Raw genomic sequence first — 21,882 nt, 5'->3', positions numbered from 1 at the left:
GACGAAGATTTTGCCCGACAGAAGAATTTTGGAGAAAATTCTTCATATCATTTGCTCCGCTTTCGCGGCCCGCGCCATCTTGTCGAGTTTCTTTTGATGCTGCGCACGGAAGTCCGGCCGCAGGTTCGGCGACCCCTCCCAGACACCTGCGGTGTCCCCATTGCCGACGCCTTCGAAAAAAGCGCGCATCGCGTCCATCTTTTCTTTCCCGGCAATTGCCGCATTCACGACCTGAGCCAGCGAGCCCGCACCCGCTGGCCCCATGAGTGGCCGTGCAGAAATCAGGTTGGTGAAGTAAAGCGCCGGAATGCCGTGTTCCTTGGCGTGCTGCACAACGGGTGTTGTGCCAATGGCAAGGTCTGGTTTGATCGCGTCAACAGCGGCCAAATCATCCTCGAGCGAAGCGCGATAGGTCACTTTCACACCACGCGAGGCAAGCCATTCGGCATCCAGCGCTGACCACGGCGTCTTTGGACAGGCCGTGCCGACATAAGGGACATCCGCGCCGCTTTCGATCAGCAGGCGGGCGACCAGCAACTCGGACCCTTCATAACCCGACAGCGTCACGGTGCCGTTGATCTGAGCGCCTTTTAGTGCCTCGCTGATTGCAGGCAAAAACGCATTCTGCGCCGCCGCAATCTGTGCTGGCGGCACGTTGAACGCCTCGCCGATATTCATCAGCCAAGCCGCCGTGCCGTTATAGCCCACCGGGGCGGAACCCACGATTGGACGACCGGCGGCCTCAAACTCTCGGATGGATGCGGTATAGAACGGATGGATCGCTGCAACTGCACCGCAATCAAGGGCCGCATAAAGCTCGCGCCACTCGCGCGTGGGAACAACAGGACCAGCAGCCAACCCCATTGGGCCCAGCATGGCGCCGATCATCATTGGATCGGCCGGGAACATCTCGCCCAAAAGCGCGACGGTCGGACGATCTGACTTGCCGCCCACGGGCGCCTGCACCGGACCTGCCGCAATCTCTTCACGGGCATAGTTCAGCATCGCACCGGCGAGGACATCCTTGGCCTCCGCATGGGTCGGGATACCAAAACCGGGTACGTCGATCCCGACGATGCGCACGCCGTTGATTTCTTTGGGCAGCAAACGCAGCGGCACGCCAGAGGCGGTCGGTACGCACAGGTTCGTCACCACAATCGCGTCATAGCGATCAGGATCGGCCATATCGTGGACGCTCTCGCGGATATCTTCGAACAGCTTACCGGTGACCAGTGTTTCAGAGTTGAACGGCACATAACCCACCGACCGGCGGGCGCCGTAGAAATGGGACACGAATGTCAGACCATAAACACAGCAGGCGGAGCCAGATAGAACGGTGGCGACCCGCTTCATGCGAAGGCCCACGCGCAAAGACCCGAAAGCCGGGCACATGCTTTGCGGCTGGTCGTGGGGTCCTTGCGGATAGTCCTTGGCGTATTGATCCAGGATGTCCGATTTGCCCGCAGCCCGCGCTGCAGCCTCCATCGTGGCTGCCCCGGCAGTACAGTCGCCCTCAAGCGCGACAGCGTCCCGGACCTGATCCGGGACCTCCACCGCGGCACGGGCAACGCCTTCGATGATCTGGACTTTGCCAGCCTCATCATAGCCGACCTCATAGCCTTTTTTTCCGGACTCATGCGTCATGGTGTTGGCGTTCCTTGACGATGATCGGGGCGCTGCGGCGGATATCGTCCAGCAGGTGTTTGGTCTGCTCGGGGCAGGCCTTGGCCATTATCTGATACACTTGCGCCCATTGGGTTTTGTCAGCATCAGGCGTCATCATAGATGACCTCCAGGCTTTCCTTGGGCTTGGCATTTTTGCCGCGCATGTCGGTATCTGTTGCGGGGACCAACTGATAATCGCCGCCAGTGTCCTTGGCGTCAAACAGGCCCAGCAGACCGTCCTGGTCCAGCGGTGTCGGACGGACCGGTGGCGCAAGGCCGACCGCCTCTGCCAAACCTTCGAACATCGGGCCCCACTTGCTTTGGTGGGTGCCGACGATCTGATAATTCGCGGATTTCTTCCTTAGGTCGTCGTCTTGTGGGATTGCAGCAAGGACAGGAATACTAACTGCCTCGGCGAAGGCCTGGGCCTCTCCTGTCCCGTCATCTTTGTTAATGACAAGTCCGGCGACCCCAACATTGCCACCAAGCTTGCGGAAGTATTCGACCGCGGAGCAGACATTGTTAGCAACATAAAGCGATTGGAGATCGTTCGATCCGACAAGTATTACCTTCTGCGCCATATCGCGCGCGATGGGCAGGCCGAAGCCACCACAGACAACATCCCCGAGAAAGTCGAGGAGCACATAATCAAAGTCCCAGTCGTGGAACCCCAACTTTTCGAGAAGTTCGAAACCGTGAATGATCCCACGGCCACCACAGCCGCGACCCACTTCAGGGCCGCCAAGTTCCATGGCAAAAACACCGCCCCGTTTAAAGCAAACGTCGCCAATAGCAACCTCTTCACCGGCCAGCTTCTTTTTGGCGCTGGTTTCGATGATCGTCGGGCAGGCCTTGCCGCCAAACAATAGGCTGGTGGTGTCGGATTTTGGATCACAGCCGATCAGCAGCACGCGTTTGCCCATCTCGGCCATCATGTGTGACAGGTTTGCCAAAGTGAATGACTTGCCGATGCCGCCCTTGCCATAAATCGCAATGATCTGGGTTTTCGACGTGGGTTCACCCTGTGGCACCTCAAGCGAAGGTTCTTCAGCCGCTTCGTCCCGCAGGCGCTGATCAAAATCCTTCAGGTTTGGAATCTCATCTTTCACGCAGTTCCCCAGTTCAGGATCATTTTCAGACAGGCCGGATCGGTAAAGGCGGTCTGGTAGGCCTTGGCCGCCTCGGCAGCCGGTTGTTGGTGGGTGATCAGGTCGGCCAGCTCCAGCGCGCCGGCCTCGACCAATGCTTTGGTTGCCGTCATGTCGTCAGGCGTCCACTCTGCGCTGATGCGAAAGCGGGCCTCCTTCATGAACGCGGGTGGAAAGGCGAATTGCAGCGGTGCGGTATAAAAACCGGCCAGAACAATCTCGCCGCCTTTGGCGATACGTCCGATCAGGTCATTCAAAAGATCGCCACGTCCGGATGCATCATAGACGGACGTATAATCGCGGCGGGTGTCGGTTTCGGGGGTCATTACCTCGTACCCGTCGGCACCGCCCATCCGGATCGGGTCGATTTCCCAGACCGTGGGTGCAGGCGCACCGGCGGCAATGGTCAGGCGGGCCAGAAGGCGGCCAAGCACGCCATGACCAACGATCAGATCGGGAACAGCCTTGCCCGGCCCGGCCATTGCGTGCCGGGCGGTTGCGGCCAGGGCCAGCAGGGCGCCAGCGGCGCCCCAACCTGCGTCAATCCGGGTGACACGGGCCGCTTTGGTCACAAGCGTTGCGGCGGCGGCCCCGAACAGTCCGTGCGCCCCTTCGTAGCAAGTGGCGCCGGGCACAAAGACATGTTCGCCCACGCGGTACCCACTGTCAGCGCCTGCTTCGACAACTTCACCAGCGGCCTCGTATCCGGGGATCAGGGGGTAGCCCATACCGGGAAATGGCGGCATTTCACCCGACCAGAACAACTTTTCCGTACCAGTGGAAATGCCGGAATGCCGGATCGCCACAACGATATCATCGGCCTCTGGCGATGTGATTCCCACCGTATCGAGCGCCAGTTTCCCGGGTGCTGAGAGTATGACGGCCTTGCTTTCCAAAACGTCTCCCACCTGCCGCGATAGACCCGAAAAGACTCAGCCGCGGCACTTTGTCCTTGGTGTCAGTCTAACTTGACGTGACGTTGTGTCAATTACTTTGGACAGTAAAAGTGTCAACTTTACTTTACACCCTGCAAAACAGTGGTGACGAAAGGGCGTCGTGACTTCGGCCCCGTGATGTTGGCGAAACCAGCGTGGCGCAGCAGATCGCCGATTTGTTCCGCCGACCGTGCCCGTCCAGTCCGCATCGCCATGCAATAAAGCGCGAAATAGGCGTCACCTGCCCGCTCGGGCGTTTGCCCGCCCGTCATCGGTTCGGAAATCAGAACCGATCCGCCCGGCGGCAAGGCATCCCAGGCTGACCGCAGAAGATCAGCCACGGTCGCGTCGCTATGATCATAAAGCACGCGGACAAGGCTGATCATGTCTGCCCCCTGCGGCAGCGGGTCGTCGCGGAATGATCCGGCAATGATCGTTGCCCGCCCCGACATCCCGGCATCGGCAAAGCGTGTCTGCGCTGCGGGGACGACTGCGGGCAGGTCAAATAACGTAACGGCCAGTTCAGGATATGCCGCCCCAGTGGCGGCCAGAAACGTGCCCGTACCGCCCCCCACATCCATCAGCCGGCTGACGCCACCCAGATCAGCCAGAGCAAGCGTGTCTTCTGCCACAAGCAGCTGGCTATCCGCCATCAATTGCGAATAGGTCGCAGTGACCTCCGGGTCAGTCGCGCCACCGGCGCCAAACACGTAAGGCCAGAATTCTGCCAGTTCGGTCTGAACCTCACCCCTGAAAAACGCCACCGGGTCTGTCAGATCACGATAAAGCACGTCGTGATGACGGATCATGCCAGCCAGTCCGGGCACACCGGCGAGCGCCGCGCCCCGTGTTGTCAGCGCATAATGACCACTGCGCCGCTGTTTCAGCAGGCCAATCGCGATACCTGCGGACAGCAGAACCTGCATCCGGTCCTTTGGCACAGCTGCATCTTTGGCCAAGGTATCAAGGGGGCGTTCAGCCTCTAACAGCGTCTTTGGGATGTCCAGTTTGACCAGCGCCTGCAGGATCTGGGAATGGCAAAATCCCGCGACAAGATCGAATATCGCCTCGCCTTCCTGGCGCACCAATCGGCGGGTCAGCGGGAAGCGGGCGGCCCATCTCTGAAACTGGCGCGATGCGATCAGCCGGGTGAGCTGCGACGCGGGGCGCGCCGCTTGGGGATCAGGGGCAAACCCGGATCCGGGCAGATCGAGATCTGCCACTACTCACCTGGAACGGTCGGCCGGTTGCGGGCACCGGCGGGCACCAGTTTGTCGGCATAGGCGCGCACCATCTGGGCCAAAGCGGCCTCACCCGGGCAGGCCGGGATCGACGAAATGGCCCCGCCAAGGATATCGTCGAACCGCTGGATTGCGCCGCGCACCCCGAGCGATGCGACCGCATTTGGCCGCCCGTGCAGATCGTCCTGACCTGCGGGTTTGCCAAGCGTTTGTTCATCACACAACGCATCACGCAGATCGTCGGCGACCTGAAACGCCTCGCCGATGCGCGACCCCAGTTCTCCCCATGGCTCTGCCTCTTGCCCGGCGGCAACGGCCCCCATCTGGGTGGCCGCGATGAATAGCGCACCTGTTTTGGCCTGATGATAGGCAGAGAGATCAATCTGATCTTCACTTTCCCACCCCTGGCCCGCGCAAATGCCAAAGGGCATGCCAGTGCGGGTGCCCAGAATCTCGATCAGGTCCAACGCACGGGTCGGCGCATCTGCGGTCGCGCGTGCCAGTACCTGAAACGCCATGATGATCAGGCTGTCACCGGTCAAAACGGCCAGCGGTTCGGAAAAAGCACGGTGCAACGCCGGTTTGCCACGACGAAGATCGGCGTCATCAAAACAAGGTAAATCGTCGTGGACAAGGCTCGCACAATGGATCAGCTCAAGCGCCGCAGCAGCCGCATCCGTCACATCAGGCCTGTCGTCACCGCAGGCCATAGCCACTGATGTCAGAATCGTGGGCCGGATTCGTGCGCCGCCGGGGGTCACAGCATAGTCAAGGGCGGCAGCCAGCTTGGCTGGTGCAATGCCGCCTTGTCCCTGCCTGATCGCTGCATTGATGGTCGCTTCAATCCGATCCGAGATTTTCATGTGCGTGTCCCCTTTGCACTTCATAGTGTCCATTTTAGTTTACATGTGTCAATGTAAATCAAATAGGACAGACGAGTCTGAGGATCGGATGAAGGGCAGCGCCCAAAAAGTCGTCATCGTCGGTGCAGGCATCGGCGGGCTGGCCGCGGCACTGCGGCTTAGTCATCACGGCTGTGACGTGACCGTGCTGGATATGCATGACCAGCCGGGCGGCAAAATGCGCACTGTTCCTTCCAAAGCAGGGCCGGTTGATGCGGGTCCGACCGTCCTGACAATGCGCCACGTCTTTGCTGCGTTGTTCAGCGATGTCGGCGAAAATCTGGATGATCATCTGACGCTCACCCCCCTTCAAACATTGGCGCGGCACTACTGGGACGACGGCACACGACTGGACCTGATGGCGGATGCCGAAGCCAGCCATGCCAACATCGCAGATGCTTTCGGGGCCAAGGCCGCGGCGCAATTCACCAGGTTTTCTGCCCGCGCCAAGCGTCTGTTTGATAAATTCGACGTGCCCATGATGCAGACGGCAGAGCCCAACCAGCGGGCAATGACCCGCACCGTACTGCGCAAGCCCGGCCTGATCCGTGATATGGCCCCGCATCGGACCCTCGCCGGATTGCTGAGCACGTCTTTCAGCGACCCGCGACTGGCGCAGCTCTTCGGGCGCTACGCCACCTATGTTGGCGGATCGCCCTATGCCGCCCCTGCGATTCTGTCACTGATCTGGCAGGCCGAGGCGCGGGGCGTTTGGACCGTCAAAGGCGGGATGCATCGCGTCGCCACAACAATCGCCGCACTGGCCACAGCGCGCGGCGCGCAATTTCACTACAACACCAAGGCAACGCGGATCACACGCCAAGGCGGCAAAGTCACCGGTGTCGAAACCGCTGGCGGCCATGTCCCAGCCGATGTCGTCCTGTTCAATGGCGATCCACGCGCGCTGACCACCGGCCTGTTAGGTGTCGGCCCGAAAGAGGCGGTGCCGCAAACCGCCACCGAACCCCGCAGCCTGTCGGCTTATGTCCATGCTTTTGCGGCAGTACCCAAGGGCGTCGATCTGGCACACCACACGGTGTTTTTCGGACATACCCCAAAGGCAGAGTTCGCCAGCCTTGCCAAAGGTGAAATGCCCACCGATGCCACGCTCTATCTCTGCGCGCAGGATCACGGGGCCGTTGCCCCGGACGCCACCCAGCGGTTCGAGATCATCATGAATGCACCCCCCGTCCCGCGCGAGCCGGAAAAGGAAAAAGGCCCATGTCAGACACTGATTTTCGCCCGGCTCAAGCAATTCGGGCTGACCTTCGATCCGCAACCGGGGACAGAGGCGCTGACAACGCCGCACGGGTTCGACACGATGTTTCCGGGCAGCAGCGGTTCCCTTTACGGGCGGAGCCCGCATGGGCTGACGGCGGCGTTCAAACGCCCGACGGCACGGACGCAGATGCCGGGCCTTTACCTTTGCGGGGGCGGGGCGCATCCGGGGGCGGGGGTGCCGATGGCTGTGCTCTCCGCCCGGCACGCGGCCGCGGCGATCATGACGGACCTTGCTTCGCACTTGACGTCCCCCCAAACGGCTACGCGTGGTGGTATGTTGACGGGATCAGCGATTGCGGGACCAAAGCGGTCTCTGTCATCGGGTTCATAGGGTCAGTTTTTTCGCCTTGGTATGCGTGGTCAGGGCGCCGTGACCCCGCCAATCACTGCTGTATCAATGTGGCCACTTATGGGCCCGGCGGGCGGTTCACCATGACGGATCGGGGGCGCGATGCGCTGGTGACATCACGGGACACACTGCAGGTTGGCCCCTCCTCGATGCATTGGACAGGCCGCGAATTGATCATCGACATCAATGAAATCTCAGGCCCGCCAATCATCAGCCGGGTACGTGGCCGGATCAGGATCACCCCCGATGCGATGACATCGGTCGAATTGCCGCTCACCCCGGACGGCACCCATATCTGGCGGCCCTTCGCGCCGTCCTCGGCCATCACCGTCGATCTTGAGGCAAAGGGCTGGCAATGGTCCGGCCACGGCTATTTCGATGCAAACTTCGGGACCCGCGCTTTGGAGCAGGATTTCAGCTTCTGGACCTGGGGGCGTTATCCGACCAAGACGGGGGCGACTTGCATCTATGATGCCGTGCGTCGGGATGGCACCACGCTCGACACTGCCATCGCCTTTGACAAGGATGGCAACGCGCAAGAGGTAGAAGCACCCCCACGCACACGCTTTAAACGATCGCTATGGCAGGTGAGGCGTGAAACCCGGGCTGATCCCGGCACAATGCCCAGACAAGTGCTGAATATGCTGGATGCGCCGTTCTATTCCCGCTCTGCGGTGCAAACAACACTCAACGGCGAGGTGGTGACCGGGGTCCACGAGGCGCTGGACCTCAACCGTTTTGCATCGCCGCTGATAAAGCCGATGCTGGCTGTTCGGGTGCCAAGACGGCGAAGTTTGTCAAGAAATTAGGGTTCGCTGCGAAAGGTGAAATACGTCATCTTCGCCCCAAGATAACTTCCTACGGTCTCTGCGAAATTCCCCTTGGACACAACGGCGACGCTTCTTTTCCAGAATTGATATGCAGGTTTATTCGCGATCAACACACGGACCTGCCATTGTCCGGTATGCAGAGTTATCGCCTTTGCAAAGGCCATTTCACCCAGCTTGTGCCCGCGGAACTTACGTAGAACAAAGAATTGGCCCATGTCCCAAATGATACGATCGCCAGACAAACGTCTGAGTAGGCAAAAGCCAGCAACCTCATCATTGCAAATAATAAAATATGGATAGTGGTCTTGTTCTTGCCAATAAGGAGTTAGCAGATCTGTGGGATAGGAGAACGAACCGTCGTCCGACAACGACCATCCTGCAAATTCGGAGATATCATACAGATAGTATTGAAACATCTGCTCGAGGATCCGTCGATTCTCTGCAGTCATCTCCTTTAATGCAATCAGCATATGGTTCGACCGATCCCCCAAGCTAAAAATTCGACTATGACTTACACTGCATGTAAAATTGCGTTTCGCAGACGGCCCACGGATATAGCCCTACTACTTAACCACCCAGAGTCACAATCACCCCACCCGCCGCGCGCGCGTCCTCAGCATCGTGCGTCACCATAAGCACCGGCAATTCCCGTACTCTTGCCCTGTCGAACACCATCTCGCGCACCTGCGCCCGCAGCGCCGCATCGAGCCGCGAAAAGGGTTCGTCCAGCAACAGACCGCAGGGCTCGGATAATAGCATCCGCATCAGAGCGACCCGCGCCTTTTGTCCGCCGGACAGTGTCGCCGGATCGCGATCGGCAAAACCTTTCAGCCCCACCTCGTCCAGCGCCTCATCGACCTTGGCCAACCGGTCTCGGCTCGACCCGCCTTGGGCCAGACCAAAGGCCAGATTGGCCCCGACGGACAGATGCGGAAACAGCAGATCATCCTGAAACAATATGCCGACGCGGCGCCGGTGGGGCGGGGCATGTGTGATCTCGTGCCCATCCAGCCAAACCTCGCCTGTCGCCTCAAAATCCGGCGCAAGAGTACCGGTGATGAAGGCGAGCAAGGTGGATTTGCCTACGCCTGATGGCCCCATCACTGTCAGCACCTCGCCCGGCCCGATGTCATGATTGACCGACAAGAGAGCAACCCCACCCTTTGCAATCGTCACGTTGCGCAGCGACAAACCCTTATCCATGGCGAAGCCCCTTTCTGTTACGCCACACAACCGCCGGGATCAGCAGCGCCAGGGCAAAGGGCACCAGCGCGGCACCTGTCTGCATCAAACCGTAAACTCCGATGGCCCGGCGATCACCGCCCGACGCCAGCGCCACAGCCTCGGTCGTCAGCGTGGCCACACGCCCGCCACCAATCAACAGTGTCGCCAGATACTGCCCCACAGACACCGCCAGCCCGACGGCCAGTGCGGTCAGGATCGAACGCAGCAGCATCGGCAGGCGCACCCGCCACAAGACCCCATTCGGGCTGGCCCGCAACGCTGCGGCAATGGTGCCCATCCGCGTGTCCCAGGCGCGGAACGGATCGGCCAGCGACAAGAATACGTAAGGCAGCACAAAGACCAGATGCGCCAGCATCACGGGCAACCGCCCGACATCCGCACCGATATTCAGCATCAGGGTCTGCAGGCCCGGCAAGAATGCCGTCTGCGGAATCAGCAAGGGCAGATACAACAACCACACACCTCGTTGGCTGAATTGCAGGCCGTGGCGATACTCGGCCTCAAGACAGCCAATGGTCAGGATCAGGGCGACACCGGCGACGACAATGGCGATCAAAGCGGTCTCGCCCAGTGCCTCAAGCGTACCGGGCCCAAAGCGCATCCAATTGCGGAATGTGAACTGGTCGGGGAACGCATCGGGGAAACCCCAGAAGCCGGCAAGGGACCAGATGGCCAGCACCACCAGTCCCAGCAGCACAGCCAGCGCCGAAGCTGCGCCAAGGCCCAATGCCACATGCGCGGTGACGATATCCAGCCTGCCACGGCGGCCCGCCGCAATCCATCGACGGCCGACATGTGCCGCCACGATTTCACCCAGTCGCCAGAACGCCAGTGCCCCGATGACCAGTGCCAGCTGCAGCAAGGCACCAGCAGCCCCGGTCAGGCGCATGGCCAAATCAGGATCGGACATCCATTTGACGATCTGAACGGACAGGGTGGGTGGCGTATTCGGGCCAAGGATCACGGCCACATCCACCACGGACATCGAATAGGCCAGCACCACATAGATCGGCGGTCGGATCTGCGCATAGACGCGCGGGAACACGGTTTTCAGCCATCCCGTCAAACGGCCATATCCGAGGGCCTGCGAGATGGTCACGCTGCGCTGCGCATCAGCCTGCCCCAAAGCAGCGAGCGTGATCAGCAACAGAAACGGCACCTCTTTCACGATCAGGCCAACTGTCATGGTCAGACCCCAACTGTCCTGCACAATCAGCAGGTCCGGGGGACGCTCCCATCCTGTTAAACCCGGTGACAGCAGGCGGGCGATCCAGCCGGATGGGGCGATCAGGAAGGCGAGGCCAAAGGCTGCGGCGGCATGAGGCACGGACAGCAAGGGCGACAGCAGCCGCTCCAGCACCCGAAAGGGTCGTGTGCCTGACCAGCCTGCGGTGACCAGCATGACGATGGTCAAGGAGACCGAAGTCGCGATGATCCCGGTGCTGATGGACAAAAGCATCGCGCGGGGCAGGCCAGCCCAGCCGAAGAGGTCACGAAACGGGTCAAGCGACGGGCCGCTGATCCCCGCCGCGGGCAAATGCCCGAAAGCGGGCAGAAGGGTGCCCCAAAGCCCTGCGGCGACCGGACCCAACATCGCCAAAAGCGTGAGGATCGGCAGGGCGGGTGGAAACCGGCGGGTTTTCATGAAGGTCGCGGTCCCGGGTCAAGCCCGGGACGGCGTTTCGCCAGCATTAAAACGACTATTGCGCGACGCCATAGCGCGTCATCCAGTCATCGGCGATGCGCGTCATCCAACTTGGGTGCGGTTCTGCCTGAACGGTGCCCAACTCAGCCGGGGTCAATGTGGCGATGCCCAGATCCAGTGCGTCAAACAGGGCGCGGTCCTCTGGCGTCAACGCGTCCATGTTCAGCACGGTCCCATATCCCAGAATGGCGGGGTCCTGCGCACGGGCCTGAGCCTCTGGCGACATCAGGAAGTTCGCAACGACCATGGCACCAGCCTTGGAACCAGAGTTGTAAGGGACAGCGACAAAGGACGCGTTTCCGATCGTGCCCTTGTCCAGCACAAAGGTCCGCACGGTGTCGGGAAGTTCGTTATTGGCAATCGCTGTTGAAGCCGCACCGGGGCTGAACGAAATCGACAGGTCCAGTTCGCCATCGGCGATCAGCGGGAACATGGCTGTTCCGGTGGGGGGATAGGCCTTGCCTTCGCGCCACAGATTGGGCGTCAACGCGTCCAGATAGGACCAAAGCGGGGCGGTGACCTCGTCATAGTTTTCATCGGTGGCCGGTTCGGCCAGAACCGACGGGTCCGGCAGGATATCGACCAGAACCTGTTTCAGAAAAGTCGTACCCAGAAAATCCGGCGGCTGCGGATAGGTAAAGCGGCCGGGGTTGGCGGCGGTCCATTCAAGGATCTCCTGCATGGAACCAAGCGGCTCTGCCAGATCAGCCGTATCGTAATCAAACACGACCTGGGCCATGGCCCATGGGCTTTCATAGCCTTCGGTCGGCACGGTGAAGTCGGTTTGTACGGATTTACCTTCAGTATCGACAAGCGCCCAGTTCGGCAGCTGCTCGGCATAAGGGCCAAACAGCAGATCAGCCTCTTTCATCGCCGCAAAGTTGGCACCGTTGATCCAGATCATGTCGATGGCGCCGTCTTCATCCTCGCCCGCCTGCTTTTCGGACAGGACGCGGGTGACAGCATCGGCGGTATCGGTCAGCTTCACATGTTCAAGGGTTACGCCGTAGTCCTCGGCCACCCGGTCACCGACCCAGGCGATGAAGTCATTCGTCGTCGTCGATCCGCCCCAAGCGTTCCAGTAGACAGTCTGTCCGTCGGCCTCGGCCACGACAGCATCCCAGTTGGTCACGTCAATATCGGCCAGCGCAGGCACCGGGGCCAACAGGGCGGCCAGAACGGCAAGATGTTTCATGTGAGCTTTCCTTTACTCGGTATAGATTTGTTTTGCGGCATATATCCGCAGCGTCGCCGTGGCAAAGCACAAGATGCCAAAGATCCACGATAGAACTGCGAAATATGCGGGGAACAGGCAGAGAATGACAAAGAACACGATGGTCTCCGTCCCCTCCAGAATGCCGTTGGAGTAATAGAGCGATTTTTGCCCCTGTGCGTCCGTCTTCAGCCCATGCTTTTCCGCCAGAATGGCGTAGCCCAGAAAGCTGGTGCCGTTGAAATAGAATGAGGCCAGCAGAAACGCCCCCGCGGCCCCGTTGGTCACCGGATCGTTCAGCACAAAGGCCAGCGGGATGGCCCCGTAGAACAGAAAATCAGCGGCGATATCCAGATAGCCGCCAAAGTCGGTCTTGCGGGTGGCGCGTGCCACCGCCCCGTCCAGCCCGTCCGCAATGCGGCTGGCGAGCAGCGGCACTAGGGCGAGCAGTGGCCAGCCCAGCGCGATGAACGCAGCAGCAAGCAGGCCCAGCCCCAGACCAATTAGCGTCACCCCATTGGCCGTGAACCCCCGTGCCGCCAGACCGCTGCCGATCTGGTTCAGCGGCGGATCAATCAACTTGCGGGCATGGCGGTCGAGCATGGGGCGGTATCCAAGGTTTCAAGCCTTGTGGCCCATGCGCGGTAACGAAGCAATTCCGGTGACACGAAAGTGAGCGTCACCAGGGATTCTGACATATTACAGTCTGATCTGTTCCAAACGGTCCAGCGGTTGCACCCGCACTGGCGCCTCGTCCGGTTTTGCCAATGGATCAGCATCGCGCAGAGGTCCAAAATCATAACCGGTCATGGCTTCCAGATCATCGATACGCACCTGGAAGGTGCGGAATGCGCCGAACGTGAACCCCTCAACCGCTGCCGCCAGACCCTGATCCAGCAAGAGTTGTTGGATCAGCTGACCCTGACTCAGCACATAGGCCGTTGCGTGCAGGCGCAGGGTGGCGTTTTCGTCCTCTGCCAGCATCGTCACCACCTTGAAATAATGTAGCGGGATCGGCGCGCCGCTATCGCCCAGTGGCGGATCATCATCCGAAAAGACCGGCCCGGTAAATACATTGGCCCGGAACCCGAAGGTGCGCACATTATCCATGATGTAATCTTCCAGACCCAGCCAGGTCGCCTTGTTCTGGTTTAGCCCCTCATGTTGCGGGCTGGCCGCCGTATAATGAAAACTGTCTAGGTTCGCCCGCTTGGCCGTCTCAACATCCGACCCCCAATTCGTAGCGGCCCGGCGCACCATATGCCCCCGATCAATCTCTGGATCATCATAGTCGTCACGGCCCAACTGTTTGTCCGCCGGGATGCGCAGATCCTTCCACCAGCGCGAATTGCTCCGCTTGATCCGCCTTGTCTGGTCCCCGTCTATATTGAGTGCCGCAATCACTGGGCTTTTCTTGGCCAGACTGTAAAGCACACCAAAATGCTGATAGCGCAGCTCGTGCGGGCGCTCTGCCGTCGCGTCGTTGGGTTTCGCCAGATCCAGCGCATCCGGAATGGTTGGTAACGGCACGTTCACGACGCGCAGGAAGTTGGGGTCAAACCCTTCGCGACCCGCGAAATGATCCGCATCATGGGTCGGATCCTCGAAAACCGCCGCCACCTCATCAGGTACGGGCACAACAGTTGTTGTCTGATCCAGCAACCCTTTCAGCGTGCTGACCCGCACAGCACTATTGCCCACCCCATAGGTGCCAGCAAAATGCAGCCCAACAACGCCTTTTTGCTCAAGGCTGATCACCGGCGATCCCGAGTTGCCGCCCAGCGTCGTACAATCATGGCCCAAAATGCCCAACGTATCCTGCACCCGCAGGAACCCGGGGGCAAAGCGTTTCACATCATAGATATCCTTGAAATAGTTCTGCATCTCGGTCGGATCATTGCGGAACGGATCGGATGCCGGATAGCCGATGACCGCCACGGTTTCCTGATCATCGCCATCATTGGCGGCCAGCGGCAGCGCGCCGATGGGTACACCCGCGTCGGGCCGTGTGACACGGGCAATGGCCACATCAGCGGCGGCATCATCCGCCAGATAAGTGAATTTCTCGATCTTCAGGACGCGGGTTGGATCAGGGGGCACGTCAGCCTCTTCCCCGAAATCAATCCGCGCGCCGTAGCGGACAGAAGCCGGGCTGAACATGTAGGTCCCGTCGCCATTGGCCGTGCGCCGGGCGACAAGTTTGGCCACATGCCTGTTGGTGGCGATCAGCATCGTCGTGCCATCATCCTCGATCACCCAGCCGGTCCCGCCCCAGGCCATGTCATGGTTGATGAATTCTATCCGCCCGACCGATCCGACAAAGGGTTCAACCGCGGCGATCCTGCCGCTGATGCCAGCATCAAAATCGTCAGCCAGCGCCATCGTGCCTTCGATCTTGCCGTTACGCACGATCAGCGGCGGGCGGCCCACTGCACGCACAATCGCCTCAAGTTGCGATGCGCGCATGCCCACGCTTTCCAACTGATCAAATCGGGTGCCGAGGGCGGCGCGGACAGCATCGGCGCTGAACCCGAATTCGTCCAGAATGGGCGGGGCCTTGTCCAGTGCGGCCTTTACCTTGTCCAGCGCACCTGTTGTGCCAAGACGTTCCAGCCGGGAAATGGCGCGGTCATCGGTCATCTGAAATCTCCTTTGTGATCAAATACGGTCGAGATTGAATTGGTGCGCGGCAAGAATGGCGAGCGGGGCCGCGACGACCATGGGTACATCTGCCTTGGTCAGATGTTTATACGCCTCCAGCACTGCGGCGCGCGGGCTGTCCGCAGCCTCCGGCAACTCTGCGCTCATCACTGTATTGTATCGCCTGCCATATCTGCGGACGAGTCGGGCTGCATCGCCGTCATCGGGCATCCAGGCGGTCAAGGCAGCGCGCGCCTGTTCGACCGGATTGGCATCTGCCAGAAGGTGGTCCATGAGAGCCACCGCACCGTCATCCATACCCGCCACCTGACCTGTCCAACCCTCTGGCGCAGCGGACCCATATGACCAAACCCCCGCAACTGTCCGCCGCCAGCGCTCCGCTGCGGCAGCGATCAGCGGCAAATCGGGCAACCGGTGATAGGCTGTCAGCCCTCCAGCAAATTCGGCAGTTAACCCCAGCCCTTCGGCCACGTCGATCTTGTCAGCGATGCCCGGCAGGATCGTGTCCGACAGAAACTCCCAACGGGTCAGACCCGGTGCGAACAGGCGCGCAACCTGTGCGATGTTGGGCCTGTCGTCAGCCTCCTGCAGCACCCCGAACAACGGGGCCCGGGCGGCCAGAAAACTGCCATAGGGGTTCAGCGGCATGACGGCATAGATCCGGGAATATGCGCTTTCATCGATGTCGACGCCCGTCCGGCTTCGCAATCTGTCGGCGCCATAGACGGCGGCGCGCCCCGCCTCAGGCTCTGATGGTTCCATCAGATGTGCCACGTGGCCAATGGTGCGGTCGATGGGTACAAAGCGACCACGGGCGACCAGCAGCGCAAAATCCAGCGCACCCCTTGCCATCCCAAAGCCGGGCGGGTTCTGGATCAGATCGATGCCGAAATCCGAAAGCGCCTGATCGCGGATCGTATCGACCAAAGCGTCAAAATCGAACTCTGCTGCGATTTCAAGCATCAGACGGCCACGCACATGATCCTTATCACCAAGGACGCGGGCCAAGACATCGAACCCCATTGTGGGCCACAGACGCTCAACCGCGCTCCACCGACCAGCCAGCCATTGCTGACAGATCACAAGGATGGCGGCGTCGGACGTAATAGGGAACGGCGCGCCAAAGCCTTCCTCAACAATATACTGCGCCTCGCGCACATCGCCGCGTTCCAGCATCATTTGCAAGTCGGTCAGGGCGCGCTTATCTGGCGTTCGAACTGTCCCGGGCGCGTCAAAGATCAGTCGGTCGAACTTTGACGACCAGGCAATGGTGCCACTCGACGGGACTGGCGCTTGTGACTCTGGCGCGACAGGTGCAAACGGATCTGGCGCATCAAAGGTCGACAGGGCATCTTGCGCAGGGGACCGCACACCCAGATCCTCAAACAATGCATCATCAAATTGCGCCAAATCAAGCGGCGCCTCTGCCCGCCCGAAATCGGAGCGGTTGCCTTGCGCCTGCAGCACCAGATCGCGGGCCAGATCGGGCAGATCATCCAGCATTGGTTGGGTGAATGCAGCGGCATCCGTTGGGTTGACTTCGGGTGCCGGATCGCCTGCGCGCATTAATTGCAGCCGGTGATAAAGGGCCTGCACCGGATCGCGGCTGTCAAACCACGCCGCAGCGGCCCGGTTGATCGCGGCCATTGTTTGCGGATCATCGGCATAGATCAAAGGCAGAAACGCCGCCCGCACATCGCTGCGGTGGCTGATCCAGCCTGCGTTATCCCGTTCGACCAGCCAATGATGGGTTGCCAGCGTCTCCAGCATGTCGGCGGCGGCGGCATCGTTCATCTCAAGACCCAAGGGCGGTGCGACAACGTTTTGTAGGGTTTCGAGGTTGATGGCCCGCAATGTCAGACCCTGATTGGCCACCGCCCGTAGGTCTTTGGGCACGCGCGACAGGATTGCCCGGTAAAGGTATCCACCAACCGTTGTGACATCCGCCTCATCCGGCAGGTCATCGGTGCTGATGCCTTCCTCTGACAACGCGCGTCCGGCAAGCGTCAGAAGTAACGGGTTGCCCTTGGCCAGCGGCAGGATGCGCGGCCAAAGCGCAGGATCGACCCCCCGTTTTTTCAGCAACGCCTCCGCTGCCCAATCTTCCAGCCCGCTGAGCGCGGTATGTTCTTTCATACGACGCGGGGCCGGGGCCAGTGCGTCACCACGGCCGGCCGAAATCACCGTGATCCGCTGCATCCCGTAGTCCAATAGCAGATCAAGATGTTCGAACAGGGTAATGATATGGGTCTCGCCCCGGCTGCGCAGCACTTCAAGCGTATCAAGGACAAACAGAACCGTCCGGGCGCTGTCATTGGCGACCGCCGCCAATCCGCGCAACAGTTTGCGGGGCAGTTGGCGCATCTTGGTGGCCGGGCGGGACTCCAGACGCTCTGCCGCGCTCTGTTGGCGAAGCTGGCGTAGTTCCGGTGCAGCGGCAGGCACGGCATCGGCTATCTGGCGCGATATCTCTTCAAACAGCGCGTATGGGTTCAGTACATCCAGTGCTGCGCGATCAAAATCCAGCCGAATCAGGATCGGTTTATGGGCAAGTCGGGCAGACTGGATTACCTTTTCCAACAGATAGGATTTGCCGATCCCCGGCAGACCCGAGATGTGCCAACTGCGCAAGGGTTGCTTCTGTTGCGGATGGGCCAGCCAATCGGCCAGATCGCGCAAGGCTTCTTCGCGGCCGAAGAAGCCTTTTTCCAATATCTCATCATTGCGACGCGACTGTTTCTGGCCGTTCAATGCAGCGCGCAGGGCGACAAGCTGTTCATAGGCTGGCGCGTTGGGTCCCGCCTGATCCAGCGTTGCCGCAAGTGCTGCAAGATCAGCATCACCCGGTTCAGCCATCAGGGCGTCCAGTCTGCCGGGTTCAAAGTCACCCACCCCCTCAAGCGCCTGTTGCACCGGTGTGAGCGTCGTGCCAACCCCAAGCCCTGTACGGCCCTTTTCAGCCGCCAGGACCTTGCGTCGAGGGCTGGGGCGCATGATCCAGTGATCGCCGTCAACGACACAATCCTCGCGCAACAAGGACAGAACGTCGATCATCAGAACAGGATCAGACAGATCAGCCCCTTGCGTCACCTCGGCCATCAACTCGGCCGGGCGAAACCGTTTCTGAAGCGCAGCCGACAGGCGGGCGATATCCAGCATGGCCTGCACCTGAAGGGACAATTCCTGCATCATTGGCCGATACTCCGCCGCGCTTCGTCCCGGATCACGTCCGAGATTTTTCTGAAATGCTTGGGGTCAAAGAAATGACCCAATGTCGTCTCCACACCTTGGACCGCACGTTTGGCAATAAAGGCAACGACGTCCGGCGACCACGCCAGACCCAGGGCGCGCGCCATTTCGGCGATGCTCAGCTTGACGTCGTCTATTGTGACATTCTTCAACTCTTCCACAATCAGATTGGGTCGCGTCATACGGCGGGCATCGGCAACTTCGGTGCTCAGCGCGTTAACGAGGCCAAATGTTTCATAGCCTGCGATCACCAGCCGCAGATGCGGGCGGGTCATGGCCGCCTGCACGAAATGTTCAAGCTGCACCTGGGTCTCGGCCAGCAATCCGGTGGGCGGATTGTCGATATAAACCCAGGTGGTTTCACCTGCCGCATCCGCCGCTGCATCCAGCCGGTCGACCAAACGGCGCACCCGGTCATCGTCATGGGCCACATCGGTGGTCTGGCCATCGGCGACACCCTGTGCCGCAACCGGGGCGTCGCCTGCGGCCGCGATCTGGTTGATATGTGTCACCAGATCGGTGACCCCCAGATCCATCGGGACACGCAGAATACGGTAGTCGGCGCTGCTGGCGCGCAAAAACTGGTCAAGCAGATCGTGGCTGAAACTCAGCCCGGTTGTCACCTCTGGATCCATCCGGCAGACCCAGATACCGCGCAGGCTGGGCGGGTCGTTTTCGACCATGGCGGTGATGGCATCAAAGAACTTGCCGCGCCCGATCACCACATGGCTGTCCAGTGTCCCATCCAACGACCACAGATATTGCGGTGGCTGGTCGGATTTCAGCGCTTCTTGAAACGCATCGTTTGCGGCAATCAGATCATAAGGGACGATCCGGCGGAACGGGCCAAGGCGGCCTTGATGAATGCCCAGAAATTCAAAATTCCCGCTAAACCCCGGCCCACCCGAAGACCCTTCGTCAGCCTGCGCATTATGGGGCACCCGGATCTCGGCCAGATCGTTCCGGGTGATATCGCCGATGGCCAATCCGTTTTCGATCCCATTGGGAAAATGCACAAGAAAGAACCGTTCATGACCGTTCCAATGGCTCACCGGGTTGGGCAGTTTCACATGGCTGTACCAGCGGCCCAAGGGCGGATCGACCCGCAGCAAAGCCACATCCAGATGATCTGCGGCCTGATCAGCCGGGGGCAGTGCACCGCCATGTTCATCCGGATGACACGGCAGTGCAAAGACCTTGCGCGCGGGATAGCTATGCGCATCAGACGCGATCACCTCAACCTTGGTGGCATTCGCCGGGTCCAGCGCCGCCTCAATCACATGGGCCGCCGTCAGGACCAGCCGGGGCGAGACAAGCGCGCCACTACCCATCACCTGCCCACCCACCTTGATCCGGCAGCGAAAAGCATGGCTGCGGGTGGCGAAATCGGCCAGATCAGCATGATCCACCGCACCGTCATCAGGGCCCTGCGCCAGCCCGTTCAGCAGATCGTCAAACGATGTCAATGCAACGCCGCGGCCCTGTAGGAAAGCGGCGAATTCACCATCTGTCCCGTGCTTTTCCAAACTGGCCACCAGCAATGTGGCCTGATCCTGACCGGTCAGATCGGCCTGCACGGCAATGGCGTCCATGCTCAGATTGCGCGCGTCACCGGCATAGATCACGGCCAAGGCCTCTTTGATCAGGTCTGGCCTGGCCGCCAAGTGAGGACGCAATGCATCAGCTGTCAGCGCGTTGGTCATGGCACACCCTAAAGGGTCCGAAGTACCGATTTCAGGACCGGTTTATCGGCCAGTGCGGCGGCAAGTTCATCGCTGGCGCGATTGGCGCCCACGGCGGCCTCATTATCCAGACTTTCGGCTGCCCGCGCCTTGGCGCCTGCACGATGTGACAGCCATAGGATTTCGCCAGCAAATTCCGCCAGTTCGGCGCCGAAATCCTCCAGCGCATCAGGATCATGACTGGCCAAATGGGTCTGCAGCACACCCAGCGTCGATGTCACGCCGGCAGGGCCCGGTACCGTGCCCGCCACTGCCTCGGTTCCCGGTGCCAGCGGGGCATTCAACGCCTTTTCTGCGTCCACAACGCCCGCCCCCAACTTGTTTGATCCATTCCAGACAGCAGGTTTCTGGATGTTATGGGTGACGCTGCTGTTGAACAAAGCCTGCACTGTTGTTCCCGACGCCTGCGCCTTGACCCGCAGTGCTGCACGGCCCCCGTGACGGGCGACCCAACAGGCCGCCACACCTGCCGTCAGCGACGTGGCAAGGGTTGTCCCTTGCGACGCCTTCACCCCGTTATCGGGGTCGGTGGCCGCATTCTTGGCGGCCCCCCAGACATTTTCACCCGGGGCCGCGATTGTCACCTGCAGCCCCTGGCCCGACTTGGCCCATGGTCGCAAGGAATGGGTCAATGCGGCAACCGCCGTGCATATATCGTTGGCGGCATAGGCGGCGGGAAACACTACCTTTGGCCAGCAGTTGCCAGCCGCGCACACAACCACAAGCCCGGCATCCGCGGCCATCCGCAGCGCCCGCTCGGTCGAGGCGACGCGGGTAGGGCCGCCCAGCGCCATTGCAACCACATCAGCCCCGTGATTGATCGCATGGGCAATCGCCTTTGGCAGGGTGGACTGGCGGAAATTGACAACGGATTTGATGGCGCGAATGGGCAGGATCTCGGCCTCTGGCGCAGAGCCAACAACAGCACCGTTATTGGCCACATTGCCGTCTTCATCCACATCGCCGCGACTGGCGACCACCGAACAGACCAACGTGCCGTGTCCGGGGTTTTTCAGAAAACCGCTGCTGAACTTGTCATGGGCATCCGTACCTCCCTCGACCAGATTGAGTTGATCGGTCTGCCGGATCGCGCCATTCAGCTCCTGATGGGTGGAATAACCAGTGTCGATCACGGCGACGGTCGCCCCTTGGCCCCGGCTTTTGCGCCAGGCCTGCGGGGTATGGATGATCTTGTGCGGCCAGCCAAAGGGCTGCAGGTTGGTCCGATCGGTTGAACACAGATTGCCAAAGCTTTCGGCATCTGTGGCCGCATCCACCGCCGCCGCACCATAGATACTGTCGGTCAGAACCGGGTTCGCCTCCAGCGCGTCGAGTGCCGCGCGCAATTGGCGAGCAAGCGCGAAGATCTCAGGCTCTTGCCCGCGCTCGCGAATGCCTTCAAAGGCCGCAAACAGAAACTGATCGGTGTCGCCGCCAAAGGCTGTCGTGACAGATACGGGCGCGTTGGGCAGTTGCTCAGTTATCTGCGCTTCGACTTCTGCGGGGTTTTGAGGTTCGGCAAAGACCAGCTCAATAATGATAGGCTCGCTGCCTGCTGCAGCCTCATTTGCCGTCAATACCTGATACGCGTCACGTAATGTCATGACCAATTTCCTCGTTAAAAATGACTTCGCTCAAATTGCTGCGCGGAGTGTAGCACAAAAATATGGCTGTGTTTACTATACGTAAACAATAGCGATAAATCTAGTGAATTTA

At 60.4% G+C, this 21,882-nt stretch carries 17 protein-coding genes; 2 read left to right on the top strand and 15 right to left on the bottom strand.

The window, feature by feature from the left end; translation table 11 throughout:
* Positions 1 to 42 precede the first annotated feature (42 nt).
* From bchY to ACFWW4_RS13070, 6 genes are all read right to left on the bottom strand, one after another.
* Positions 43 to 1,644 carry a chlorophyllide a reductase subunit Y gene (gene bchY / locus ACFWW4_RS13095; protein ID WP_411891264.1) on the bottom strand — a complete coding sequence of 534 codons (1,602 nt, stop codon included), beginning with the start codon at positions 1,642 to 1,644 and terminating at the stop codon, positions 43 to 45.
* Positions 1,634 to 1,783 carry a hypothetical protein gene (locus ACFWW4_RS13090; protein WP_411891263.1) on the bottom strand — a complete coding sequence of 50 codons (150 nt, stop codon included), beginning with the start codon at positions 1,781 to 1,783 and terminating at the stop codon, positions 1,634 to 1,636. The genes bchY and ACFWW4_RS13090 overlap by 11 nt, the downstream gene beginning before the upstream one ends.
* Positions 1,770 to 2,774, bottom strand: coding sequence for a chlorophyllide a reductase iron protein subunit X (locus ACFWW4_RS13085; protein ID WP_411891262.1), 1,005 nt, complete (start codon positions 2,772 to 2,774; stop codon positions 1,770 to 1,772). Before ACFWW4_RS13085 ends, ACFWW4_RS13090 begins: the two co-directional genes overlap by 14 nt.
* Positions 2,771 to 3,709 (bottom strand): chlorophyll synthesis pathway protein BchC, encoded by a 939-nt coding sequence (gene bchC / locus ACFWW4_RS13080; protein ID WP_411891261.1) that lies wholly within the window; start codon positions 3,707 to 3,709, stop codon positions 2,771 to 2,773. Before bchC ends, ACFWW4_RS13085 begins: the two co-directional genes overlap by 4 nt.
* Positions 3,710 to 3,828: 119 nt before the next feature.
* Positions 3,829 to 4,971, bottom strand: a complete 1,143-nt coding sequence (locus ACFWW4_RS13075; protein WP_411891260.1) for a methyltransferase — start codon at positions 4,969 to 4,971, stop codon at positions 3,829 to 3,831.
* A complete protein-coding gene (locus tag ACFWW4_RS13070; RefSeq protein ID WP_411891259.1) occupies positions 4,971 to 5,852 on the bottom strand; it encodes a polyprenyl synthetase family protein in 882 nt (293 codons plus the stop codon). Before ACFWW4_RS13070 ends, ACFWW4_RS13075 begins: the two co-directional genes overlap by 1 nt.
* A gap of 88 nt (positions 5,853 to 5,940) precedes the next feature.
* On the opposite strand from ACFWW4_RS13070, the gene crtD reads away from it, so the two are divergent.
* Complete coding sequence (gene crtD, locus ACFWW4_RS13065) at positions 5,941 to 7,503, top strand: 1-hydroxycarotenoid 3,4-desaturase CrtD (protein ID WP_411891258.1); 1,563 nt, start codon at positions 5,941 to 5,943, stop codon at positions 7,501 to 7,503.
* Positions 7,458 to 8,330, top strand: coding sequence for a carotenoid 1,2-hydratase (gene crtC / locus ACFWW4_RS13060; RefSeq protein WP_411891367.1), 873 nt, complete (start codon positions 7,458 to 7,460; stop codon positions 8,328 to 8,330). The genes crtD and crtC overlap by 46 nt, the downstream gene beginning before the upstream one ends.
* On the opposite strand, the gene ACFWW4_RS13055 is transcribed toward crtC, so the two are convergent.
* The 9 genes from ACFWW4_RS13055 to ACFWW4_RS13015 all read right to left on the bottom strand — a co-directional run bounded on the left by ACFWW4_RS13055 (position 8,327) and on the right by ACFWW4_RS13015 (position 21,770).
* Positions 8,327 to 8,821: a GNAT family N-acetyltransferase gene (locus ACFWW4_RS13055; RefSeq protein ID WP_411891257.1), complete on the bottom strand. Its 495-nt coding sequence runs from the start codon at positions 8,819 to 8,821 to the stop codon at positions 8,327 to 8,329. The two genes, crtC and ACFWW4_RS13055, sit on opposite strands and share 4 nt — an antisense overlap.
* A 97-nt stretch (positions 8,822 to 8,918) precedes the next feature.
* Positions 8,919 to 9,554, bottom strand: coding sequence for an ATP-binding cassette domain-containing protein (locus ACFWW4_RS13050; protein WP_411891256.1), 636 nt, complete (start codon positions 9,552 to 9,554; stop codon positions 8,919 to 8,921).
* The gene (locus tag ACFWW4_RS13045; RefSeq protein ID WP_411891255.1) at positions 9,547 to 11,241 is read right to left on the bottom strand and encodes an ABC transporter permease; all 1,695 of its coding nucleotides are present in this window, start codon (positions 11,239 to 11,241) and stop codon (positions 9,547 to 9,549) included. The genes ACFWW4_RS13050 and ACFWW4_RS13045 overlap by 8 nt, the downstream gene beginning before the upstream one ends.
* A gap of 55 nt (positions 11,242 to 11,296) precedes the next feature.
* On the bottom strand, positions 11,297 to 12,496 hold the full coding sequence (locus ACFWW4_RS13040) for an ABC transporter substrate-binding protein (protein WP_411891254.1): 1,200 nt from the start codon (positions 12,494 to 12,496) through the stop codon (positions 11,297 to 11,299).
* 12 nt (positions 12,497 to 12,508) lie between these two features.
* Entirely contained in the window at positions 12,509 to 13,117 is a 609-nt protein-coding gene (locus ACFWW4_RS13035) for a CDP-alcohol phosphatidyltransferase family protein (protein ID WP_411891253.1), read from the bottom strand.
* A 96-nt stretch (positions 13,118 to 13,213) separates the two neighbouring features.
* Complete coding sequence (locus ACFWW4_RS13030; RefSeq protein ID WP_411891252.1) at positions 13,214 to 15,154, bottom strand: DNA/RNA non-specific endonuclease; 1,941 nt, start codon at positions 15,152 to 15,154, stop codon at positions 13,214 to 13,216.
* Between the two features lie 18 nt (positions 15,155 to 15,172).
* Positions 15,173 to 18,367 (bottom strand): ATP-binding protein, encoded by a 3,195-nt coding sequence (locus ACFWW4_RS13025; protein WP_411891251.1) that lies wholly within the window; start codon positions 18,365 to 18,367, stop codon positions 15,173 to 15,175.
* Positions 18,364 to 20,127: a trypsin-like serine peptidase gene (locus ACFWW4_RS13020; protein WP_411891250.1), complete on the bottom strand. Its 1,764-nt coding sequence runs from the start codon at positions 20,125 to 20,127 to the stop codon at positions 18,364 to 18,366. The genes ACFWW4_RS13025 and ACFWW4_RS13020 overlap by 4 nt, the downstream gene beginning before the upstream one ends.
* A gap of 8 nt (positions 20,128 to 20,135) precedes the next feature.
* Positions 20,136 to 21,770 (bottom strand): S8 family peptidase, encoded by a 1,635-nt coding sequence (locus ACFWW4_RS13015; protein ID WP_411891249.1) that lies wholly within the window; start codon positions 21,768 to 21,770, stop codon positions 20,136 to 20,138.
* Positions 21,771 to 21,882 lie beyond the last annotated feature (112 nt).

Origin of the sequence: Yoonia sp. SDW83-1 (assembly GCF_046762885.1) — a bacterium.
Classification (GTDB): Bacteria; Pseudomonadota; Alphaproteobacteria; order Rhodobacterales; family Rhodobacteraceae; genus Yoonia.
This window is presented reverse-complemented; position numbering and strand designations above follow the sequence as displayed.

Coding starts and splice junctions, on each gene's coding strand:
- crtD (WP_411891258.1), top strand. CDS start 5,941: ATGAAGGGCAGCGCCCAAAAAGTCGTCATCGTCGGTGCAGGCATCGGC.
- ACFWW4_RS13035 (WP_411891253.1), bottom strand. CDS start 13,117: ATGCTCGACCGCCATGCCCGCAAGTTGATTGATCCGCCGCTGAACCAG.
- ACFWW4_RS13040 (WP_411891254.1), bottom strand. CDS start 12,496: ATGAAACATCTTGCCGTTCTGGCCGCCCTGTTGGCCCCGGTGCCTGCG.
- ACFWW4_RS13015 (WP_411891249.1), bottom strand. CDS start 21,770: ATGACATTACGTGACGCGTATCAGGTATTGACGGCAAATGAGGCTGCA.
- ACFWW4_RS13045 (WP_411891255.1), bottom strand. CDS start 11,241: ATGAAAACCCGCCGGTTTCCACCCGCCCTGCCGATCCTCACGCTTTTG.
- ACFWW4_RS13020 (WP_411891250.1), bottom strand. CDS start 20,127: ATGACCAACGCGCTGACAGCTGATGCATTGCGTCCTCACTTGGCGGCC.
- ACFWW4_RS13025 (WP_411891251.1), bottom strand. CDS start 18,367: ATGATGCAGGAATTGTCCCTTCAGGTGCAGGCCATGCTGGATATCGCC.
- ACFWW4_RS13070 (WP_411891259.1), bottom strand. CDS start 5,852: ATGAAAATCTCGGATCGGATTGAAGCGACCATCAATGCAGCGATCAGG.
- bchY (WP_411891264.1), bottom strand. CDS start 1,644: ATGACGCATGAGTCCGGAAAAAAAGGCTATGAGGTCGGCTATGATGAG.
- ACFWW4_RS13090 (WP_411891263.1), bottom strand. CDS start 1,783: ATGATGACGCCTGATGCTGACAAAACCCAATGGGCGCAAGTGTATCAG.
- ACFWW4_RS13050 (WP_411891256.1), bottom strand. CDS start 9,554: ATGGATAAGGGTTTGTCGCTGCGCAACGTGACGATTGCAAAGGGTGGG.
- ACFWW4_RS13030 (WP_411891252.1), bottom strand. CDS start 15,154: ATGACCGATGACCGCGCCATTTCCCGGCTGGAACGTCTTGGCACAACA.
- ACFWW4_RS13055 (WP_411891257.1), bottom strand. CDS start 8,821: ATGCTGATTGCATTAAAGGAGATGACTGCAGAGAATCGACGGATCCTC.